This is a genomic window from Paenibacillus cookii, from assembly GCF_018333375.1.
Lineage (GTDB): Bacteria > Bacillota > Bacilli > Paenibacillales > Paenibacillaceae > Paenibacillus_AQ > Paenibacillus_AQ cookii.
The window spans coordinates 1-16,551 of the sequence record NZ_BORW01000030.1; the positions used below are offsets into that span (position 1 = coordinate 1).

Sequence of the window (16,551 nt, forward strand, 5' to 3'; positions counted from 1 at the left end):
TCTGTTCTAAAATTCTGCAAGTCTGCCCTTTTCTTCATCCATATAATACCATTTTCGAAAATTACCCCTTAACGACAGTGAATATGCTATCGCTTCTTCTCTGAAACGGAATTATGCAAAACACTCAGATAAAAAAGCGTGATCTTAAACGAAAAAAAGGCGGTGCCAACGATGAACTTTGAATCGGTCATGCAGGAGCTGGAAGCTCTCGGCAAGGAGCGGCTTAAAAAACAGTATATGTCCAATGGAGCGCGGGAACCGCTTTTTGGCGTAGCGACGGGTGCCATGAAACCGATGGCCAAAAAGATCAAAATCAATCAGCCTTTGGCCGAGCAGCTATACGCCACAGGAAACTACGACGCCATGTATTTTGCCGGCATCATTGCGGATCCGAAAGCGATGACCGCGGCGGATTTTGAGCGCTGGATGGAGGGAGCTTATTTTTATATGCTTTCCGATTACGTCGTCGCGGTGACCTTAGCCGAAACGGATATTGCGCAAGAAGTCGCGGATCAATGGATCGAAAGCGGCGAGGAATTAAAAATGTCGGCGGGCTGGAGCTGCTATTGCTGGCTTTTGGGAAGCCGGCCGGACGCCCAGTTTGCCGAAAGCAAAATGGCCGGCATGCTGGAGAGGGTGAAAAAGACGATTCACGATTCGCCTGAACGAACGAAATCTTCCATGAATAATTTCTTGTATACGGTCGGGGTATCCTATCTTCCTCTTCATGAACGGGCGGTCGAAACCGCAAAGGCAGTAGGGCCGGTGGAAATGAAACGCGATTCGAAAAAAAGCAGCATCCTGCTCGCTTCGGAAAGCATCCACAAGGCGCTGGAAAGAGGACAGCTTGGTTTTAAGCGCAAATATGTGAGATGTTAAACATCCAAGCGAAGTGTTTATGCTATTGGATGGATCGCAGGAAACACGCCAATTGAAATACGTTTCGTTAAAAATATGGAATATGCGAGAGAGCGCCTAATTGCGTTCTCTTTTTTATTTGCCTGCAAGGAAGTTCCCAAGGCTCGGTTTCCAATGCGAATGGCAAGGGGAACTTACGGGAGCCGTTTGTTTTTGAACAAACATCCTAAAATTTCCATCATATATATCTAAAAAATATATTTATTTATTATATTATTTTGATATAATAAAACCGATCAAACGAATAAGGAGGAAATTTATTATGTTGAAAAGCGGAAACGTGACGGTGATGGCAGCGGATATGAAAAAGGCGGTGCAATTTTACGTCGATACTCTGGGACTGGAGCTGCAGCATGAAGGCGATGGGCATTTTGCCCAAGTCGCAGCGCCGGGATTAACGATCGGACTGTTGCACCTGGCCGGAGATCATGGTTCCGGGCCGGTTAAATCGGGCAGCATGTCCATTGGGTTTGAGGTGGACGACATGGAGTCAGCCATCCAAACCCTGAAATCCCGCGGCGTTGAATTCCATGATGCCGTAGAAGGCCAAGCGGCCCAAGTCGTGCACTTCAGCGATCCGGAAGGGAATACCCTCTACTTGGTTTGCAATCGTTAAGCCGAAGGGAGAAAACTTGAACATAAGGAGGCATCTTTCGCATGGCCTCGAAAACCAATGTCAACATCGTCGTCGCCGGACTGCTGGCGGCCATGTTTATCGGCGCGTTGGACGCGACCGTTGTTGCCACAGCGACCCCTCATATGATCAAGGATTTGCATGGCGAAACGCTGTTCAGTTGGGTGTTTGCGGTGTATACGTTGACCACTTGCGTGGCGACGCCCATTTTCGGCAAGCTCGCCGATTTATTCGGGCGCAAAGCCGTGTTTGCGGCCGGCATCGGATTGTTCGTGCTCGGTTCCGTATTATGCGGGATGGCACAGTCGATGACGGAGCTCATAGGGTTCCGGGCTTTGCAAGGATTCGGAGCCGGGGCGCTCGCCCCGGTATGCTTTACGATCATCGGCGATTTGTTCACCGGAAAGCAGCGCGGCAAGATGATGGGCGTCTTCTCGTCCGTTTGGTCCGTCGCAGGCCTGCTTGGCCCGCTTATCGGAGGTTATTTCGTCGATCAGGTGTCGTGGCGATGGATTTTCTACATCAACGTACCGATCGGCCTCATCGCCCTGCTGCTGGTCGTCGCATTTTTGCATCAACCGGTTGAACGCCAGGCGAAAAAAATCGATTACCTCGGCGCGCTTATGTTTACCGTTGCCTTCTCTGCGCTCCTCTATGCGCTGCTGAGCGGCGGGTCAGAGCATTCGTGGGATTCCCCGGTGATCATGGGGCTGCTTCCGGCATCGGCCGTATTTTTCATGCTATTTCTCTGGATTGAAAAACGGGCTGAAGAGCCGATGATCCCGTTGTCGATTTTCCGCATCCGCGTATTGAACATCACCAACATCAGCGGTTTCCTGACGTTCAGCATCACGACGGGGCTTACGGTTTACGCGCCGATCTGGATTCAGTCGGTGCTCGGCAACTCCGCCACGGGCTCGGGCCTGATCGCCATGCCGATGTCGCTGGCCTGGCCGCTGGCTTCCAACGTCGCCGGCAGGCTTATGTACCGGGTCGGAGCGAAGGCATCGATCGTGTTTGGCTCTTTGCTGGTCATGGCCGGCTCCATCTGGCTGATTGCGCTTCAGTTGGACTCGCCTTACGTATTTTGGATAGGCATCCTCGTTCTAGTCGGGTTCGGCATGGGTTTTGTCGCGACGCCCTCCACCGTTGTCGTGCAATCGGTCGTCGGCTGGGAGCAGCGCGGCGTCGCCAACGCTTCCAGCATGCTGATGCGTGCGCTCGGGCAAACGATCGGCATTGCGGTATTCGGCACGATTTACAACCAGCATGTCAACGCCATCGGCTCAAAATCGGAGTTGGTTGCGGGTATGCATGCCATTTTTATCGTCATGTCGGGCATTGCGATTGCAAATCTTCTCACCGTGCTGTTCCTGCCGAAACACCGCCAGGGGATGGCGCAGCAGCATTCGGCTTGACAGATGGGCGAACGGGAGTTGGCATGAACCGGCCGCAAACGGATGCGGCCCGGGACAGCCGCGGTCGCCGCGGCTTTTCTGTTTTTTCAGGCAGCCGTATGTTATACTGTTGATTGCTTAAAAGCAGTAGAACTTACAAGGGAGGCCATTCGTTTTGTACGAATTGTTCATACTCGGCGAATTGATGAATAACCCGATGCACGGCTATTTGCTGCATCAGATTTTGAACGGAATTGTCGGTCCTACGCGAAAGGTGAGCTGGGGGGCTATATATCCGCTGATCCACGGCATGGTGGCGGACGGGCTGATCGAGCAGGTTCCCGATGAACAACCGGAGGGCGCCCGACAAGGAAGAGGAAAAAAGATCAAAACCTATAAACTTACGGACGAAGGCAGAATACGTTTTTTTCGGTTAATGGAAGAACCGATTCCATATTCGCCGGATTACGAGCTGCATTTTTATACGAAACTGAAAAACTTCGGATTGATCAGCAAGGAATTGCAGTTTTTGATTTTGCACCAATACAAGGACTACCTGCGGTACGAAATTCGCCATGAGGAAGAGCGGTTGGAGTATGCGAGCCAAGACGAGCGGATTCCCCAAGGGGAACAGCAGTACATTCAGCTTTTTTTCCGGCATCGGTTGGAAAAGCTGCAATTTGACGAACAATGGGCTATGCAGTTAATCCACAGCCATCGGACGGATGGACAAGGGCTTGAGCGGGATTAGTTTATATCGGCGATCCTTTTTCGGAAATGTCGTCGTGAACGTTCAGGATCGCGTTTAAAGTGGAGTTCGCGGCCCTTCGGCGTGAATGGGAGTTTCAAGGACCAATTCCAATACTTTACAATTAATAGAACATCTATGATAATAATGGTATATACTAGAATTTGAGAGGTGTTCTATGAATCAGGTTTATATTACAAGCGTTGGCAAATTCCTGCCGGGATCTCCGGTAAGCAATGATGAAATCGAGGATTATATCGGCAAAATCGGGGGCAAACCTTCCAAAACCAAACGGATCATTCTGGAGAAAAATCAAATCAAATACCGGTATTATGCGATGGATAAAGAGCAAAAAAGTTTATATTCGAATGCCGAAATGGCTGCTTTGGCGATTCGCGACGCGCTGGAACGGAATACGAACGTAACGGAACGGGAGATCGGGTTTCTGGCGGCCGGGACGACCAGACCCGATTTGCTTTTGCCCGGGTTTGCAAGCATGGTGCACGGAGAAACCGGCTTGCCCGCGATGGAAATTGCCTCGCATTCCGGCTTATGCGTAAGCGGAACCCAAGCGCTTAAAAATGCATACGTACATATCAAATCGGGCGAGCATGACGCCGCCGTCTCTTGCGGAAGCGAGTTTTACAGCCGGGAGTTTAAGCATACGAAGTTTGAAGCGCAGGGGATCTACACCAACAGCCGAGTTCCGTTCGATACCGATTTTTTGCGGTTTATGATATCGGATGGAGCAGGGGCGGCCGTCTTGCAGAACGCCCCGAACCGTACGGGCTTATCGCTGCGCATCGATTGGATGGATAACAGGTCCTTTGCGAATCAATACGAAGTCTGCATGTATTCGGGCATGAATAAAGAAGACGGACTGTCGTCCTGGCATGATTACCCTTCGATTCATGAAGCGGCGGACCGCGGAGCGCTTAATTTGCGGCAAGACGTCCGGCTGGTTAATGAAATCGTCAAAGTAGGCGTCTTCCGTTTCCTGGAGCTGATGGAGGAGGGGCGATTCGATCCGAAGGACATCGATTGGATGCTTTGCCATTATTCATCGCATTTTTTCAAGGATGAACTGTTCCGGATGTTTGAGCTTGGCGGCGTGAACATTCCGGAGGAAAAATGGTTTACGAATTTGTACACGAAAGGGAATACGGGCGCGGCTTCGATTTATATCATGCTGGAGGAGCTGTTGAACGAAGGGCATCTTGCCGAAGGGCAGCGGTTGATGTGCATCGTTCCCGAAAGCGGAAGGTTCCAGACCTCGTTTTTCATGCTGACCGTCGTGGGGCCTTCCCCGGAAGCCTAACGGGCGCGTACAGGTTTGACGGGCGGCCGTCTACAGATCAAGCATTCAAACATAAACGTAAGGCTCATTCTGCGTTCTGCAGCGTGAGCCTTATGTTTGTTCGGGCGCTATTTATGTTACCGCAAATTGGGGAGGGATCCCTTCCTCGGTATAGAAGCGGACCGTTTTTCCATTCTTTCGGGCGTACTCTATTTCTTTTTGCGTGCTGCTGCCGATGTATCCGCCCGCGTCAATCACGAAGATTTCGTCGGAAAGATCGATTTTTTTCAGATGGATCGTTCCCAGCAGTTCGGCTTGTTCCTCCGTTAATGGATAACCTTCGCTCTGTTCAAAAAAAGCAACGCTCATGACGATGTTTCCCTGCAGCGTGAGGTAAGCATTGGCCTGCTCGAATTCATTTTTGAATTTGGTTGAACCGCATAAAGTAATGACCTTCATCTTCGGATCCTCTCCCAATGATTGGCTGCGTTAGTTTCCGCTAAGCTGTCCATATCTATATTACCACATTAGAAATTGATCTCCGCCTTTGTTACAATAATCATCATCAAGAAGGAATGCTTTGAAAATCGTTTTCATAGGGAGGTTTTCCAACATGCCCGCGCAATCGCTGCACAAGGGGCAACCGGTCATCGAGCGAAAAATCCGCTATGATGCAACCGTTGCCTATCATGACTGCACACTTTTGAAGATGGAGCTCCCGAAGATCGTGCTGCTGCACCAGGTAGACAAGCCGTTTACGATGCCGGCCGGCGCAAGCGAACTCACGATACCGGAAGGAACGTATACCTTTGCTTATTATTGGATCGATCGGCCTTATAACCTGTATTTTTGGAGAGACGGCCAAGGGAACTATCTCGGCTCGTATTTTAATCTGGTAAGGAACACGACCGTTACCGATGAGGCCGTATCCTTTGAAGATTTGATCATCGATCTGCTGGTCCTTCCGAACGGGGAGCATTTCGTTTTGGACGAAGACGAACTGCCGGAGCCGCTGCATCAATTCGAAAACGGTTTTGTGCATGAGGCGCTCCATGCATTAATCGGCCAGAAGGATGCCATCCTCGAAGATGCCAAAAAGGAAACCGAACGGCTAGGAGGAGAAATTGATGGCTGAATCCTATCATGCCGTTCCCGTCATTTGCAGCGGTATCGCAGCTGTCCGAATGGCTTCGCATTCCAAAATGAAGGAGGAGCAACCGTGCATACGTACATATACATGGTAAGGCATGGGGAATCGCCCAAAACAGACGGAACGGAGAGCACGCGAGGGCTCACGGAAAAAGGGCGGTTAGACGCCCGCCGGGTCACCGAGCTTTTGCGGGAGGAAGGCATCGGCGTATTTGTTTCAAGTCCGTACGCCCGCTCGGTGATGACCATTCAGGAGTTAGCCGACCAAGCCGGGAAGGAGATCATTTTATACGAGAATCTTAAAGAACGGAAATTTGACGCCGGAGAGCACCGGATTTCCGATCGGGAGCTGTATCCTTTGCTGGACCGGTCGTTTGCGGATCCGCATTATGCGTTGCCGGGAGGGGAATCCAACGCGGCTTGCCAGAAGCGGGCGATCGGCGTTCTTCAGGAAATTTTGGAAGTTTACCGCGGACAAAAGATAGCCATTGGCACCCACGGCGCCGTGATGACGCTGATGATGGGGCATTACGACAGCCGGTTCGGTTTGGAGTTTTTGCTCCAATTATCGAAGCCGGATGTGTACCGGATGCAATTTGACGATCAGGAACTGATAGAGGTAAAAAGATTATGGGCTGAATCCGCGAATGTTTGAAAAACAAGTATTCGAAGGCAAAAACGAGCGTGAATCGCGAAAGGAGAAATCGTCTTGGAAGCTTCTGAGCAACTCCACCCAAACATTCCTTGGCAGCGGTTAACGACCCCCTACGGGAGAGGGACGGACATTCCGCGGCTGATCGAGACGGGACAATTTGAATCCTTGGCCGAGCTGGCCGAACATCAAGGCACGTTATGGCAAGTTACGCCATGGGTGCTGCTTGAACTGCTGCGCGGTCTTGAGCTGCGGGGTCCGAAGGAGGCCGCTTCGGGTGAAATCAGGGTGTGTTTGAATGTCGCTTCCGCGCTATCCGATCAGGATTTGGGATTGGAACATCCGGTAACAAGCATGAACGAGCTGTTGAACGAGAAATATCTTTGGCCTGAGGACGAGGAGGAAGACGAACTGGAATGGGAGAGAGGAGAACCGACCGGGTACGACCCCGAGGCGTTTTTCAGCTATTACTATTACAGCGATTTCTTGTTGAAGCAGGCGAGACCCTTGTTTGAGGATATCATGCGCGTCAATTCCGACCTTGCGCCCGAGGTACTGGAACTGCTGGAGCTTTTGAAATAAATGAATGGCTGCTTTTAAATTGGCATGATTTAATTCAAATGGGCATTCTCAAGCACGAATACAACGGCGAAAAACTCAAGTGATAGGGGGAGCAGGTTATGCCTCCCTATTGTTTTCTTTAGCGCTGGAAAAAGCTAAGGAATTCGGCATTACGAAAGCGATTATCGCATGCGACGACTGGAATGCGGCTTCGGAAAAAACGATTTTGAAAAACGGCGGGATGCCGGACGCAAGTTTTACGGAAGCAGACGGGAATATCGTGAAACGGTTTTGGATCGAAACCTGATCTGTTCGAAAATCTTTCATGCATGTACGGCAGAAAAAGAGGGGAGGGTCCCATCTTTTTCTGTTGCAGATAATCCAGCGGTTAGGCGGATTCCCGCTACGCGGGTAAGACGCTCTCTTCCAGCGGATGTAACCGACGATCGCTCCCTCACGCCTTATGGCTGCCAATTTACGTTAATCGTTGCGGTGCCGCTTGGCGGATAGCGCATCCCATACGCTCATCAGTTGAGTGATGGCAGCGTCAATGGTTTCGTATGGGACACCGTCCCGGGCTTGCAAGGAAATTCCTCGAAGAAATGTTTCAAATAACGTCACCAGCATGGGGATATCCGTTGATTCGGGCAGCTCCCCGTTGACAACGGCCCGTTCGATGCAATCTTTCAGCCAACCGTGAACCTTTTCCCGTTCTTTGGCCAGAATCTCCTGAATGTGATGGTGCCCGGGAGAACAGTTTACCGCGGACAAAATCAACAGACAACCCAAAGGATGGGAGTGCTCCGTCTGCATCCGCGCCGATTGCCGCAAACCCTGCTCCATGGCTGCTCTCGATGTCAAGCTCGTATCCCTGAAACATTCCGACACTTGTCCGTAAGTAGAGAGATATTTATCCACCGCTTCGCGGAACAACGATTCCTTGGAATCGAATGCCGCGTAAAAACTCGCCGCCGATATATTTCCCATCGCAGCGCGCAGCTGGGCAAGTGAAGTGGATTCATAGCCGTGTTCCCAAAAAAGTACCATCGCGGCGGCGACCGCCTCGTCACGGTTAAATGCGCGTGGGCGTCCCGTTCGGGGCATAAGAAGACCTCCTTTATTTTTTATATATTAATCGATCCATAAGTCCTTGACAAGGGAGCGAGGTTGAAATTAATATATGGAATGATCGATTCAGAATTCGTCATAAGCGAGGATGTTGCAAAAACTGAAGCAATTCACAAATGGTCTTTCTTCATTTAAAGAAAGGGATGTGTTGACAGATGATAACGTTTAGAGATAAAACCTATCGCTGCACCTCCGAAATCGTCCTCAGCTTAGTCAGCGGCAAGTGGAAAATAGCTATTTTAAACGAACTGGCAAAGGGGCCGATCCGGTATAATGAGCTGCGGCGGCTGCTTCCCGACGCGACGCAACGCATGCTTACGATGCAGCTAAGAATGCTTGAAAGCGACGGACTCATTAGCCGCAAGGTGTATCCGGTGTCACCGCCGAAAGTGGAATACGATTTGTCCGAGTTGGGCAAACAACTGGCTCCCATGCTCTTGGTTTTGTGCGATTTTGGCACCACTTATATCGAAAGCTACCCCGATGAAGTATCGCGCACCAATCAAAAGCATGCCTAAGAAATGAATTCAACGCGGCTTAGTTGTCCGTTACCTGTTCATCATACCTGATTTTGATTAGCTGAAGGTACTGGAAGTTGAAGAGGTACCCAAGAAGGGTACCTCTAAACCTGATGTTCCTATATCACATGCTTTCTCCGTATTGGCCGCTTAGCTCGGTTTCCTCTTTAAATGCACTTGCCCTGCGGTCTCCCCGCTCCAAACGATCGTTGATAAAAGCCAGCACGGCTGCCAAGACGGCAACGATTCCCCCGGACCAGGACAGATCAATGAGCTTCATATTCGTCGTGACAAATCCGCCCAAAGCCGATCCCATCGCAATGCCAACATTGATGGAGACGGAGGTCAAGGACGAAGCCAAATCCCTGGCTTCCGGAACATGCCGACCGGCCCAATCAATGAAGTACAACTGCATCGTTGAGTTCATGAGGTAAACGACGAGAGCCATGCATGAGATGCTGATCAGTCCCCCGACAAGTGAGCCGGATGAGACAAAAAGCGACGCGAGAATGACGGCTTGAGCCAGGAATACGAAGCGTATTTTTCCCGTCCCATGACGGGCCGCCAGCTTTCCGCCAATTAACGTGCTGAAGATGGACACGACGCCATACAGCAAAAAGACGAGGCTGATATACTGTGCCGGAACCAACAGCACATCCTGAAGCAATGGGGCTAAATAGGTATAAACGCTATAAGTTGCTCCAATGCTTAACGCAGGGATAAAGAAAGCAAGCACAATTCTAGGATAGGCGAATAATCTGAGTTGTTTTTTGAGTGAACTCCGAGCGCCTTTTAGACCCTTAGGAATGGTTGCATAACTTGCCAACAGAGACACGATTCCCAATAACGTGGCAAACCAATAGGACAAATGCCATCCGCCCCATTGCCCGATGGAAGTGCCGAGGGGGACGCCGAGAACGCTTGCCACCGTAAAGCCCGTAAAGATGATGGAGATCACCGACCCTCTTTTTTCTGGAGGCATCGTTTCGCTGGCCACCGCCATCGCGAGTCCAATCAAGACGCCCGTAACCACGGCCGTGATCACTCTGGACGCCAGAAGCAATCCGTACGATCTCGAAATAGCCGTTATCATGTTCCCGGCGATAAATACGCCGATCAAAGCAAGGATGAGCGGGCGCTTGGAGAACCGGCTGAATAATGCCGTGAAGATCGGCGTACCTATGGCAAAAGACAAAGCAAAAGCCGATACCAGGGAGCCTGCGGCCGAGATGGCGATCGTCATGTCCTCGGCCACTTCGGTTAATAATCCGACCATCACAAATTCACTGGTTCCCAGTACGAAGGTCAATAAAAATAAATTGAAAGTCAACAATTTTTGCTGCTTAGTCACGGTAAGTCTCCTTCCTGCTCCTGATCCGGATGACTGAATTTCTTCTTGTATATTTCGAAATAGATTGATGTAGGTCTGCTGCTGCCGAATATGGACGTCAACAGTCATCTTCCTAAGGCCTGGCCGTCAAATATTTCGTACGTGAAGCCTAATGGACTTACAGGACTAAAAATTGCGTTCCGAACCCTTTGCCGGAAACGTAAGCGGCCTCCAGTTTATCCTGATCCCCACGGTCCAATAAAACCACATTTTCGGGATACAGCTTTCCCAGCAAAGCCCAGACAATCAGTTCATTTCCGCCGGACGGAATAAAATGTATTCCATCGGCATTCGTCACGAGTCCGGAATGCGAGAGAATGTTCATCGCGCGGTGCAAGCTGATGGAGGTTCGCTTCACAGCACCGGCATTGTCGCTTTCCTGCGGCCGATATAAAAAGCGATGTCCTCTAAAAAGCTGGCCGAGATCTACCGTAAACTCGCGGTCGTCCATTTCGAAGCTGAAACGCAGCGTCGTTCGATCGGCACCCGTATTGGGCAGCAGCCGGGCAATGGCGGGTTGATCGTCTTGTTCTTGGGAAACTGGAAGCGTATCTTCGCTTACCGGCGTACCTTTTCCAGCCTCGGTACGCGGCGCGGCATAATAATCGCCATATTCATAATCGAAGGAAACACTGGCCAAATCATGCGTTCCTTCTGCCGGTATCGTTTGTACCGGATGCCACTTGAGAAGGTACCGCGCCGCCGTCCCGGCAGATTCCCCCAAGCCAGCCGGCAATACGGTTCCCAGACGGTATTGAAAGCCGTAACCGACGGTGGCCAAACCCGAGCCGAGTACGCTTTGCGCATAATGGACAATCGATTTGTGCGTCAACTTTTTCCCGAGCAATTGAGTTAGGAAGACCTCCCGGGCTGGTTCCAGAAAGCGCAGTCCTTTGAACTCCGCATATTCTTTAACTTCAAACGGAACTTGTTCCCAATTGGCAAACGGAAGCAGGGCATCCCGCAGCAAAACAAATTGGTGCAGGTATTCATTATAAATCTGCATGATCCTTGGGCCGCCGAAGGGTCCCCAAACCTGAGCGGTTGCCTGGGGGATCAGGGCATGACCATAGCAGTGGCTTCGAAATTCCAGCTTTCCTAACTTTTCCGGCCCGTACTTGGCCAGCGTCTTCTTTTCGGGATTGTATTCACGGGCCCAGCTTACCAATTGCTCGCCGATTCGCGCCGCCTGAGACGTAATTTCGGCTCCGGCTCGATCCTCAAGAGCCAATGGCCCCAGAGGCAGGGAGGATACGCGTCCCGAAATCTGCAAATTGGCCTGAAGGCTGTCCAAGAGCACCATCGGATCGCCGTTCACCGGTTCGCCAAGCTGAACCAGCATCGCCTCAAGCATTTTGTCCAGCTCCATCACGATCTCTTTTGCCCGATATATGCCGGCAGGCAAATTCCAATCCAAAGCTTCGTTCATGCCCTGTCTAATCGAGTCGCCAGGATATTTGCCAATGAGAGGCTCAAGGTCGATCGCCTTCCCCCATACGATCCGCTTATCTTTCAAAGTCAGTTGATATTCTTGCATATTCTCGCACCCCGCACACCATTTTTTTTAAACGACCGTGCCGTTCGTTGGAATCTGGATCGATCGTTCTGTATGTAGGTTATCAGGTTCTATTACGCTTGAGTAGTACGCACTATTTTGTATGATCCGATCATTTTTGTAAGGTAGGATACATTTTGATACCGGGATTAAAGGCGACCGCACGCTATGGATCACCTGGTTGGGTTTACGCTCTTGTTATTGCTATTAGAGGGGAGGGAGCTTATGGGGGAATGTAATTTTTGGGAATACCGTTAGGTCAACGGAAATAAAAAAAGAGGGGAAAGGTCCCCTCTTTTTTTGGCTGAAGATCAGCCTGTGGCGGTTTGAACGGAGCGATGAGCGGTTGCTCACGGAACGGACGTCATATAGTCGCCTTTTCCAATGAATGCAGCTGCCTATCCCTCACGCCTTATGGCTGCCAATTCACGTTAATGGTCGCGGTGCCGCTGGACGGCGCGGTGAAGGTGTGGTTGCTGCCGCCTTCCCACGTGACGGTGGAGCCTTGTTTTTTCAAAAACTTGAACTCGATCGTTTTGCCGGCCGGAACGCTGACGTCATAATACCAGTTCGGATATTGGTAAACGACCTGGTTGTACATCGGCCCGATCGCTTTTGCCGGGTCCCAGTTCCCCAGCTCGCTGACATTGCCCGTCAGATACACATTTTGCCCAAGGGCCGTCGTCGCGTTGTTGACCACGAAGCGGACGCTGACCTGGTCTCCGGACAATACCTCGAAGTTGTCGTACACGTTGCTTGCCGTTCCGGCGGCGTTTGCGACTTTAATGTTGTAGATGCCGCCTGCGACGGCCGGAATTTTCACTTTGATCTGCGTGTCTTCCCAAGACGTGATGTTGGCGCCGCTCACCGCCGTCGTGCCGAAGTAGACGGTGCCTTTGCTAGAGCCGAAGCCGCGGCCGTCGATCGTGATCGTCACGCCCGGCTTGGCCATCATCGGCCCGACATGCCCGATGGTCGGCGTCGCCGTTGCCGCGGTGTACTGCCACACCGCCGTGCCGCCGGCCGCAAGCGTGAAATTGGAGGCGGCTCCGCCGGAGCCTACCGTTAACGTGTTGCCGTTCAGAAGGCCGCCAAGGACGTCATTGTAGCTGCCTTGCGGCAGGGAAGTGACAAGTCCCGAAATGGAAGCCGGCGCGTTCAAATTGCGGTTGACGGCAACGACGGCAACGTTGCTGCCGAATTTGCGCTCATAAATGAGCACGTCGTTGTTGATCCAGCGCTCCTGCGTCGATCCGTAGGCGATGGCCGGGTTGGACTTGCGCAGCGGCGCCAGCTTTTGAATGACTTGATAGGCGGTCGTCGACGTGGAGAAGGAAGGGATCCGCGCCCGGTTGTCCGGATCGGTCCCGCCCGACATGTACTGCTCGGTGCCGTAATAAATGGCGGGGACGCCGCGCGAGGTCAGCGTGAACGCCAGCGCTTGCTCCAGCTTCCGGCGGTTTGCATTGCTTGCGTGGAAACGCTCCATGTCATGGTTGTCGATGAACGTCACCTGATCATCCACCTGGGCGTAATCGGCTGCGGAGCCCTCCAGCATCGCCTTCAGTCCGTACATATTGTCGGTGTTGTCCCGGAACACCTGCCGCACCTTTTGGGCAAAACGGAAATCAAGCAGGCTCATGCCGGATTCGTTGGCAAACTTATGGTTTTCCGGGCTTACTTCGTTTACGCCCAGGAACCATTCGCCGAAGGTAAAGACCGGCTTATAGTTGTTGACGGCAGCCATAAAGCTCTTCTGCCAGCCGAACGGCATATGCTTCACCGCATCCATGCGGATGCCGTCGATGCCGAGATCCAGCCACATTTTGATCGCGTCCTTCAAGTAGACGTCCACGGTGCTGTTGTTATGGTTCAGATCGGCGAGATCGTACAGGTTTTTGTAGATGCCGTTTTCGGTCGTGGAAAAGTCCGTGCCGCCGTTATGGTGGAACAGGTTCTGCGTATCGTTCGTATATCCCCCGAGCAGCGTGCCGTTATCATACAGCCGGCCGTTTTCCGCAAAGGAAGGCTGGTCGGACGAGGCGGGCGACGTATGGTTCGGGGCGAAGTCGATAATGACTTTGATGTTTTTGGCATGCGCGGCGGCGATCAGGTTCTGGAAGTCCGCAATCGTGCCGTAGGCCGGATTCGTCTTCTTGAAGTCCCGGGCCCAGTAGCCGTGATAGGCCGTGTTGTTGACGCCGGAATAATTGATGATGCTGTAGATGTTTTCGACCGGCTGGGAGATCCAGATGGCGGTAACGCCCATCCCGGTCAGGTAACCGTCGTTGATTTTGTTGATGATGCCCTGCCAGTCGCCGCCGCAATACAGCCGGAGGTTCGTGCAGGTTCCGTCAAACGCCGCGCCGGTCGGATTGTTGGCGGGATTGCCGTCCGAAAACCTGTCGGTGAAAATTTGATAGATGACGTCGGTGCTGAAATTTTGCTTGTTGGATACCGAGGTATCCGGCGCGGCCTGGGCGGGGCTGAAAAGCCCGAACGCCAGGGATAATCCCAGGGAAAACGCGGCAGTCATTTTCAGAAATTTCTTCATGTTATACCTCCTATGTAATTATTTGAATTCCAGGCTTGTCCGCTGTCGCCGGATCACCTCCTAAAAAAGGGCGACAAAAAACCCCGGCTTCTCCATCGAGATACCGGGGTTGTTCCATACCGGGTGTGCGGTCAAGGAATGCATGGCCCTTAAATTATATCGAGTATTGCGTTCCTCCATCATTGTAGATGAAAGCGAATACAACTGTCAATAAATAACAATAAAAATTTTTTGGGGCGCTTTTCCGACGATTTTTTTCTAAGCGTAGATATCGGGCGCAATGTGGGAATACATAAAATGTACCTCCAAAATAACAAATCGCGGCGAGGTTTATGATATGAAGGAAATCACTCTCTCTTCTTTGACTGTTGAGCTGATTGTCGGATTTTTTTTGTTGTTTATCGTCGTGAAAATCGTCGGAAGAAAGCTGATCCGGCAGATCACGCCGTTTGCCTTTATCGCGTCCATCGTGTTTGGGGAGCTGCTTGGCAACGCCTTGTTTGAACCCGGCATCGGGCTTATTCACATTTTATATTCCATTTTCTTATGGGGATTGCTGCTCATTGTCGTGGAATACCTTGGACAAAAATCGTTGTTTTTCCGCGGGATGTTCGAGGGCAAGCCGTCCGCGCTCATTAAAAACGGCGTCGTGGATTATGAAGCACTGAAAAAAAACCGGATGAACCTCAATCAGCTGCAAAGCCTGCTTCGCCAAAGCGAAACCTTTTCGATCCGGGAGGTGGCCTTTTGCTACCTGGAGGTGGATGGTTCCCTCAGCATTTTGAAAAAGTCCAAATACCAGAAAACGACGCAGGAAGATTTGAAACTCCAGGAAACTCCCGTTTATGTCCCCGTCACGCTCATTCGCGACGGAAAAGTATTGTGGGACGAAATCCAAGACGCGGGCTTTGACGAAACCTGGCTGCACAAACAGCTTCAAACCCAGCATATTTCCGATTATCGAGAGGTTTTGATCGCCGAATGGCTGGAGGGGGATGGCATTTTCGTCCAAACCTACGCCGGCGGCCGAAGCCGTTAAAAAAAATCCCTGTCTTACTTCGGGCATCCTCTAGGTTATAATGGAACCGAAAGCAGAAGAGGAACGAAGGGGATGGGGAAAATGACTTATCACATGCTGTGCCTGGACATCGACGGAACGCTGCTGAATTCGAACCATGACATTTCTGCCGGGACGAAGCGGGCCATTCGCGCCTTGCCCGGCGACGTTCGGGTCGTCCTGGTTTCCGCAAGGATGCCCAAGGGCATTGCGTTTATTCACCGGGAGCTGGGTCTGGACACTCCGATCATTTGCTACAGCGGCGCATTGGTTGTCGAAACGGAGGAGGACGGCTCCTACCGGTCGCTTTGGAACAAAACGATGACCATGGCTCAAATCGAGAACATATACCGGCAGGCGAAGCTCGGACGAATCCATGCCGGGTTTTACAAGGACGACGACTGGTATGTCGACCGCCTGGATGAGTGGGCGCTTCAAGAGCGGGATATCGCCAAAACCGATCCGTCCGTCATCGACTTCGAAGCCATGTTCCGTTTGCCGGCAAGTTCGCTTCACGGGGCCCACAAGGCGTTATGCATGGGCGGGGCGCAAGAGATCGGGGCACTGGAAAACTCTTTGAAAAAGCAGTTTGCGGAAGAGCTTGCCATCTACCGGTCCAAACCTTCCTACCTGGAAATTATGGACCGTTCCGTTTCGAAAACGTCGGCCATCCGGTTTTTGCAGGAACGATGGGGCGTGGCGCGGCAGCAGGTCATCGCGGTCGGAGACAATTTCAACGACATGGACATGCTTGAGTACGCAGGCGTTGGCGTAGCCATGGGAAACGCGCCCGAGTCTGTAAAAAACGCGGCGGATGAAGTCACGTTGTCGAATGATGACGACGGCGTAGCCAAAGTTATAGAAAAGTATTTTCATGTCTAGCGGCCAGCGGGGGTGTCCTCCGGATGAACCAGGGGCCAGTGCTTTAAAAAAAGCTCCCCTCAATCGCTATAATACGACAAAAGGAGCAAATTTTGACAAGGTATTACCTTT

16 protein-coding genes and 1 pseudogene are annotated in these 16,551 nt (G+C 51.5%); 12 read left to right on the forward strand and 5 right to left on the reverse strand.

The features are described from left to right. Window positions 1-171 precede the first annotated feature (171 nt). The 5 genes from KI367_RS20650 (at window position 172) to KI367_RS20670 (ending at window position 5,015) form a co-directional block, all read left to right on the forward strand. The gene (locus tag KI367_RS20650) at window positions 172-879 is read left to right on the forward strand and encodes a DNA alkylation repair protein (RefSeq protein ID WP_036710134.1); all 708 of its coding nucleotides are present in this window, start codon (window positions 172-174) and stop codon (window positions 877-879) included. Between the two features lie 301 nt (window positions 880-1,180). Next, window positions 1,181-1,534 carry a VOC family protein gene (locus KI367_RS20655; RefSeq protein WP_036710139.1) on the forward strand — a complete coding sequence of 118 codons (354 nt, stop codon included), beginning with the start codon at window positions 1,181-1,183 and terminating at the stop codon, window positions 1,532-1,534. A 41-nt stretch (window positions 1,535-1,575) separates the two neighbouring features. Next, the gene (locus tag KI367_RS20660) at window positions 1,576-2,970 is read left to right on the forward strand and encodes an MDR family MFS transporter (RefSeq protein WP_212952038.1); all 1,395 of its coding nucleotides are present in this window, start codon (window positions 1,576-1,578) and stop codon (window positions 2,968-2,970) included. 154 nt (window positions 2,971-3,124) lie between these two features. Further along, window positions 3,125-3,700 carry a PadR family transcriptional regulator gene (locus KI367_RS20665; protein ID WP_212952039.1) on the forward strand — a complete coding sequence of 192 codons (576 nt, stop codon included), beginning with the start codon at window positions 3,125-3,127 and terminating at the stop codon, window positions 3,698-3,700. A gap of 175 nt (window positions 3,701-3,875) precedes the next feature. After that, window positions 3,876-5,015, forward strand: coding sequence for a beta-ketoacyl-ACP synthase III (locus tag KI367_RS20670; RefSeq protein ID WP_212952040.1), 1,140 nt, complete (start codon window positions 3,876-3,878; stop codon window positions 5,013-5,015). A gap of 111 nt (window positions 5,016-5,126) precedes the next feature. On the opposite strand, the gene KI367_RS20675 is transcribed toward KI367_RS20670, so the two are convergent. After that, window positions 5,127-5,453, reverse strand: coding sequence for a DUF4406 domain-containing protein (locus KI367_RS20675; protein WP_036710212.1), 327 nt, complete (start codon window positions 5,451-5,453; stop codon window positions 5,127-5,129). 154 nt (window positions 5,454-5,607) lie between these two features. Here KI367_RS20675 and KI367_RS20680 point away from each other — a divergent pair, with 154 nt between their 5' ends. From KI367_RS20680 to KI367_RS20695, 4 genes and pseudogenes are all read left to right on the forward strand, one after another. Then, window positions 5,608-6,129: a ribonuclease FAU-1 family protein gene (locus KI367_RS20680; protein ID WP_212952041.1), complete on the forward strand. Its 522-nt coding sequence runs from the start codon at window positions 5,608-5,610 to the stop codon at window positions 6,127-6,129. Between the two features lie 84 nt (window positions 6,130-6,213). Next, the gene (locus tag KI367_RS20685; RefSeq protein ID WP_212952042.1) at window positions 6,214-6,798 is read left to right on the forward strand and encodes a histidine phosphatase family protein; all 585 of its coding nucleotides are present in this window, start codon (window positions 6,214-6,216) and stop codon (window positions 6,796-6,798) included. A 54-nt stretch (window positions 6,799-6,852) separates the two neighbouring features. Continuing rightward, the gene (locus KI367_RS20690; protein WP_036710153.1) at window positions 6,853-7,377 is read left to right on the forward strand and encodes a hypothetical protein; all 525 of its coding nucleotides are present in this window, start codon (window positions 6,853-6,855) and stop codon (window positions 7,375-7,377) included. A 28-nt stretch (window positions 7,378-7,405) separates the two neighbouring features. Next, window positions 7,406-7,663, forward strand: a pseudogene (locus KI367_RS20695) (GNAT family N-acetyltransferase); the annotation flags it as partial. A gap of 173 nt (window positions 7,664-7,836) precedes the next feature. Here the strand turns inward: KI367_RS20695 and KI367_RS20700 are convergent. Next, window positions 7,837-8,460 carry a TetR/AcrR family transcriptional regulator gene (locus tag KI367_RS20700; protein ID WP_036710156.1) on the reverse strand — a complete coding sequence of 208 codons (624 nt, stop codon included), beginning with the start codon at window positions 8,458-8,460 and terminating at the stop codon, window positions 7,837-7,839. Window positions 8,461-8,639: 179 nt separating this feature from the next. Between KI367_RS20700 and KI367_RS20705 the strand changes: the two genes are divergently transcribed. Next, complete coding sequence (locus KI367_RS20705; RefSeq protein WP_036710159.1) at window positions 8,640-9,002, forward strand: winged helix-turn-helix transcriptional regulator; 363 nt, start codon at window positions 8,640-8,642, stop codon at window positions 9,000-9,002. A gap of 124 nt (window positions 9,003-9,126) precedes the next feature. On the opposite strand, the gene KI367_RS20710 is transcribed toward KI367_RS20705, so the two are convergent. The 3 genes from KI367_RS20710 to KI367_RS20720 all read right to left on the reverse strand — a co-directional run bounded on the left by KI367_RS20710 (window position 9,127) and on the right by KI367_RS20720 (window position 14,501). After that, window positions 9,127-10,353, reverse strand: a complete 1,227-nt coding sequence (locus tag KI367_RS20710) for an MFS transporter (RefSeq protein WP_212952043.1) — start codon at window positions 10,351-10,353, stop codon at window positions 9,127-9,129. Between the two features lie 157 nt (window positions 10,354-10,510). Beyond that, window positions 10,511-11,746 carry a hypothetical protein gene (locus tag KI367_RS20715; protein WP_246537152.1) on the reverse strand — a complete coding sequence of 412 codons (1,236 nt, stop codon included), beginning with the start codon at window positions 11,744-11,746 and terminating at the stop codon, window positions 10,511-10,513. A gap of 613 nt (window positions 11,747-12,359) precedes the next feature. Further along, window positions 12,360-14,501, reverse strand: coding sequence for an alpha-amylase family glycosyl hydrolase (locus KI367_RS20720; protein ID WP_212952045.1), 2,142 nt, complete (start codon window positions 14,499-14,501; stop codon window positions 12,360-12,362). 337 nt (window positions 14,502-14,838) lie between these two features. On the opposite strand from KI367_RS20720, the gene KI367_RS20725 reads away from it, so the two are divergent. Continuing rightward, window positions 14,839-15,540, forward strand: coding sequence for a DUF421 domain-containing protein (locus KI367_RS20725; protein ID WP_036710163.1), 702 nt, complete (start codon window positions 14,839-14,841; stop codon window positions 15,538-15,540). Between the two features lie 81 nt (window positions 15,541-15,621). Beyond that, complete coding sequence (locus KI367_RS20730) at window positions 15,622-16,440, forward strand: Cof-type HAD-IIB family hydrolase (RefSeq protein ID WP_212952046.1); 819 nt, start codon at window positions 15,622-15,624, stop codon at window positions 16,438-16,440. Window positions 16,441-16,551: the final 111 nt, after the last annotated feature.

Excerpts from the sequence above, each read along its gene's own strand:
- KI367_RS20650 (WP_036710134.1), top strand. The coding sequence starts at position 172 with ATGAACTTTGAATCGGTCATGCAGGAGCTGGAAGCTCTCGGCAAGGAG.
- KI367_RS20655 (WP_036710139.1), top strand. The coding sequence starts at position 1,181 with ATGTTGAAAAGCGGAAACGTGACGGTGATGGCAGCGGATATGAAAAAG.
- KI367_RS20660 (WP_212952038.1), top strand. The coding sequence starts at position 1,576 with ATGGCCTCGAAAACCAATGTCAACATCGTCGTCGCCGGACTGCTGGCG.
- KI367_RS20670 (WP_212952040.1), top strand. The coding sequence starts at position 3,876 with ATGAATCAGGTTTATATTACAAGCGTTGGCAAATTCCTGCCGGGATCT.
- KI367_RS20675 (WP_036710212.1), bottom strand. The coding sequence starts at position 5,453 with ATGAAGGTCATTACTTTATGCGGTTCAACCAAATTCAAAAATGAATTC.
- KI367_RS20680 (WP_212952041.1), top strand. The coding sequence starts at position 5,608 with ATGCCCGCGCAATCGCTGCACAAGGGGCAACCGGTCATCGAGCGAAAA.
- KI367_RS20700 (WP_036710156.1), bottom strand. The coding sequence starts at position 8,460 with ATGCCCCGAACGGGACGCCCACGCGCATTTAACCGTGACGAGGCGGTC.
- KI367_RS20705 (WP_036710159.1), top strand. The coding sequence starts at position 8,640 with ATGATAACGTTTAGAGATAAAACCTATCGCTGCACCTCCGAAATCGTC.
- KI367_RS20715 (WP_246537152.1), bottom strand. The coding sequence starts at position 11,746 with ATGCTTGAGGCGATGCTGGTTCAGCTTGGCGAACCGGTGAACGGCGAT.
- KI367_RS20720 (WP_212952045.1), bottom strand. The coding sequence starts at position 14,501 with ATGAAGAAATTTCTGAAAATGACTGCCGCGTTTTCCCTGGGATTATCC.
- KI367_RS20725 (WP_036710163.1), top strand. The coding sequence starts at position 14,839 with ATGAAGGAAATCACTCTCTCTTCTTTGACTGTTGAGCTGATTGTCGGA.
- KI367_RS20730 (WP_212952046.1), top strand. The coding sequence starts at position 15,622 with ATGACTTATCACATGCTGTGCCTGGACATCGACGGAACGCTGCTGAAT.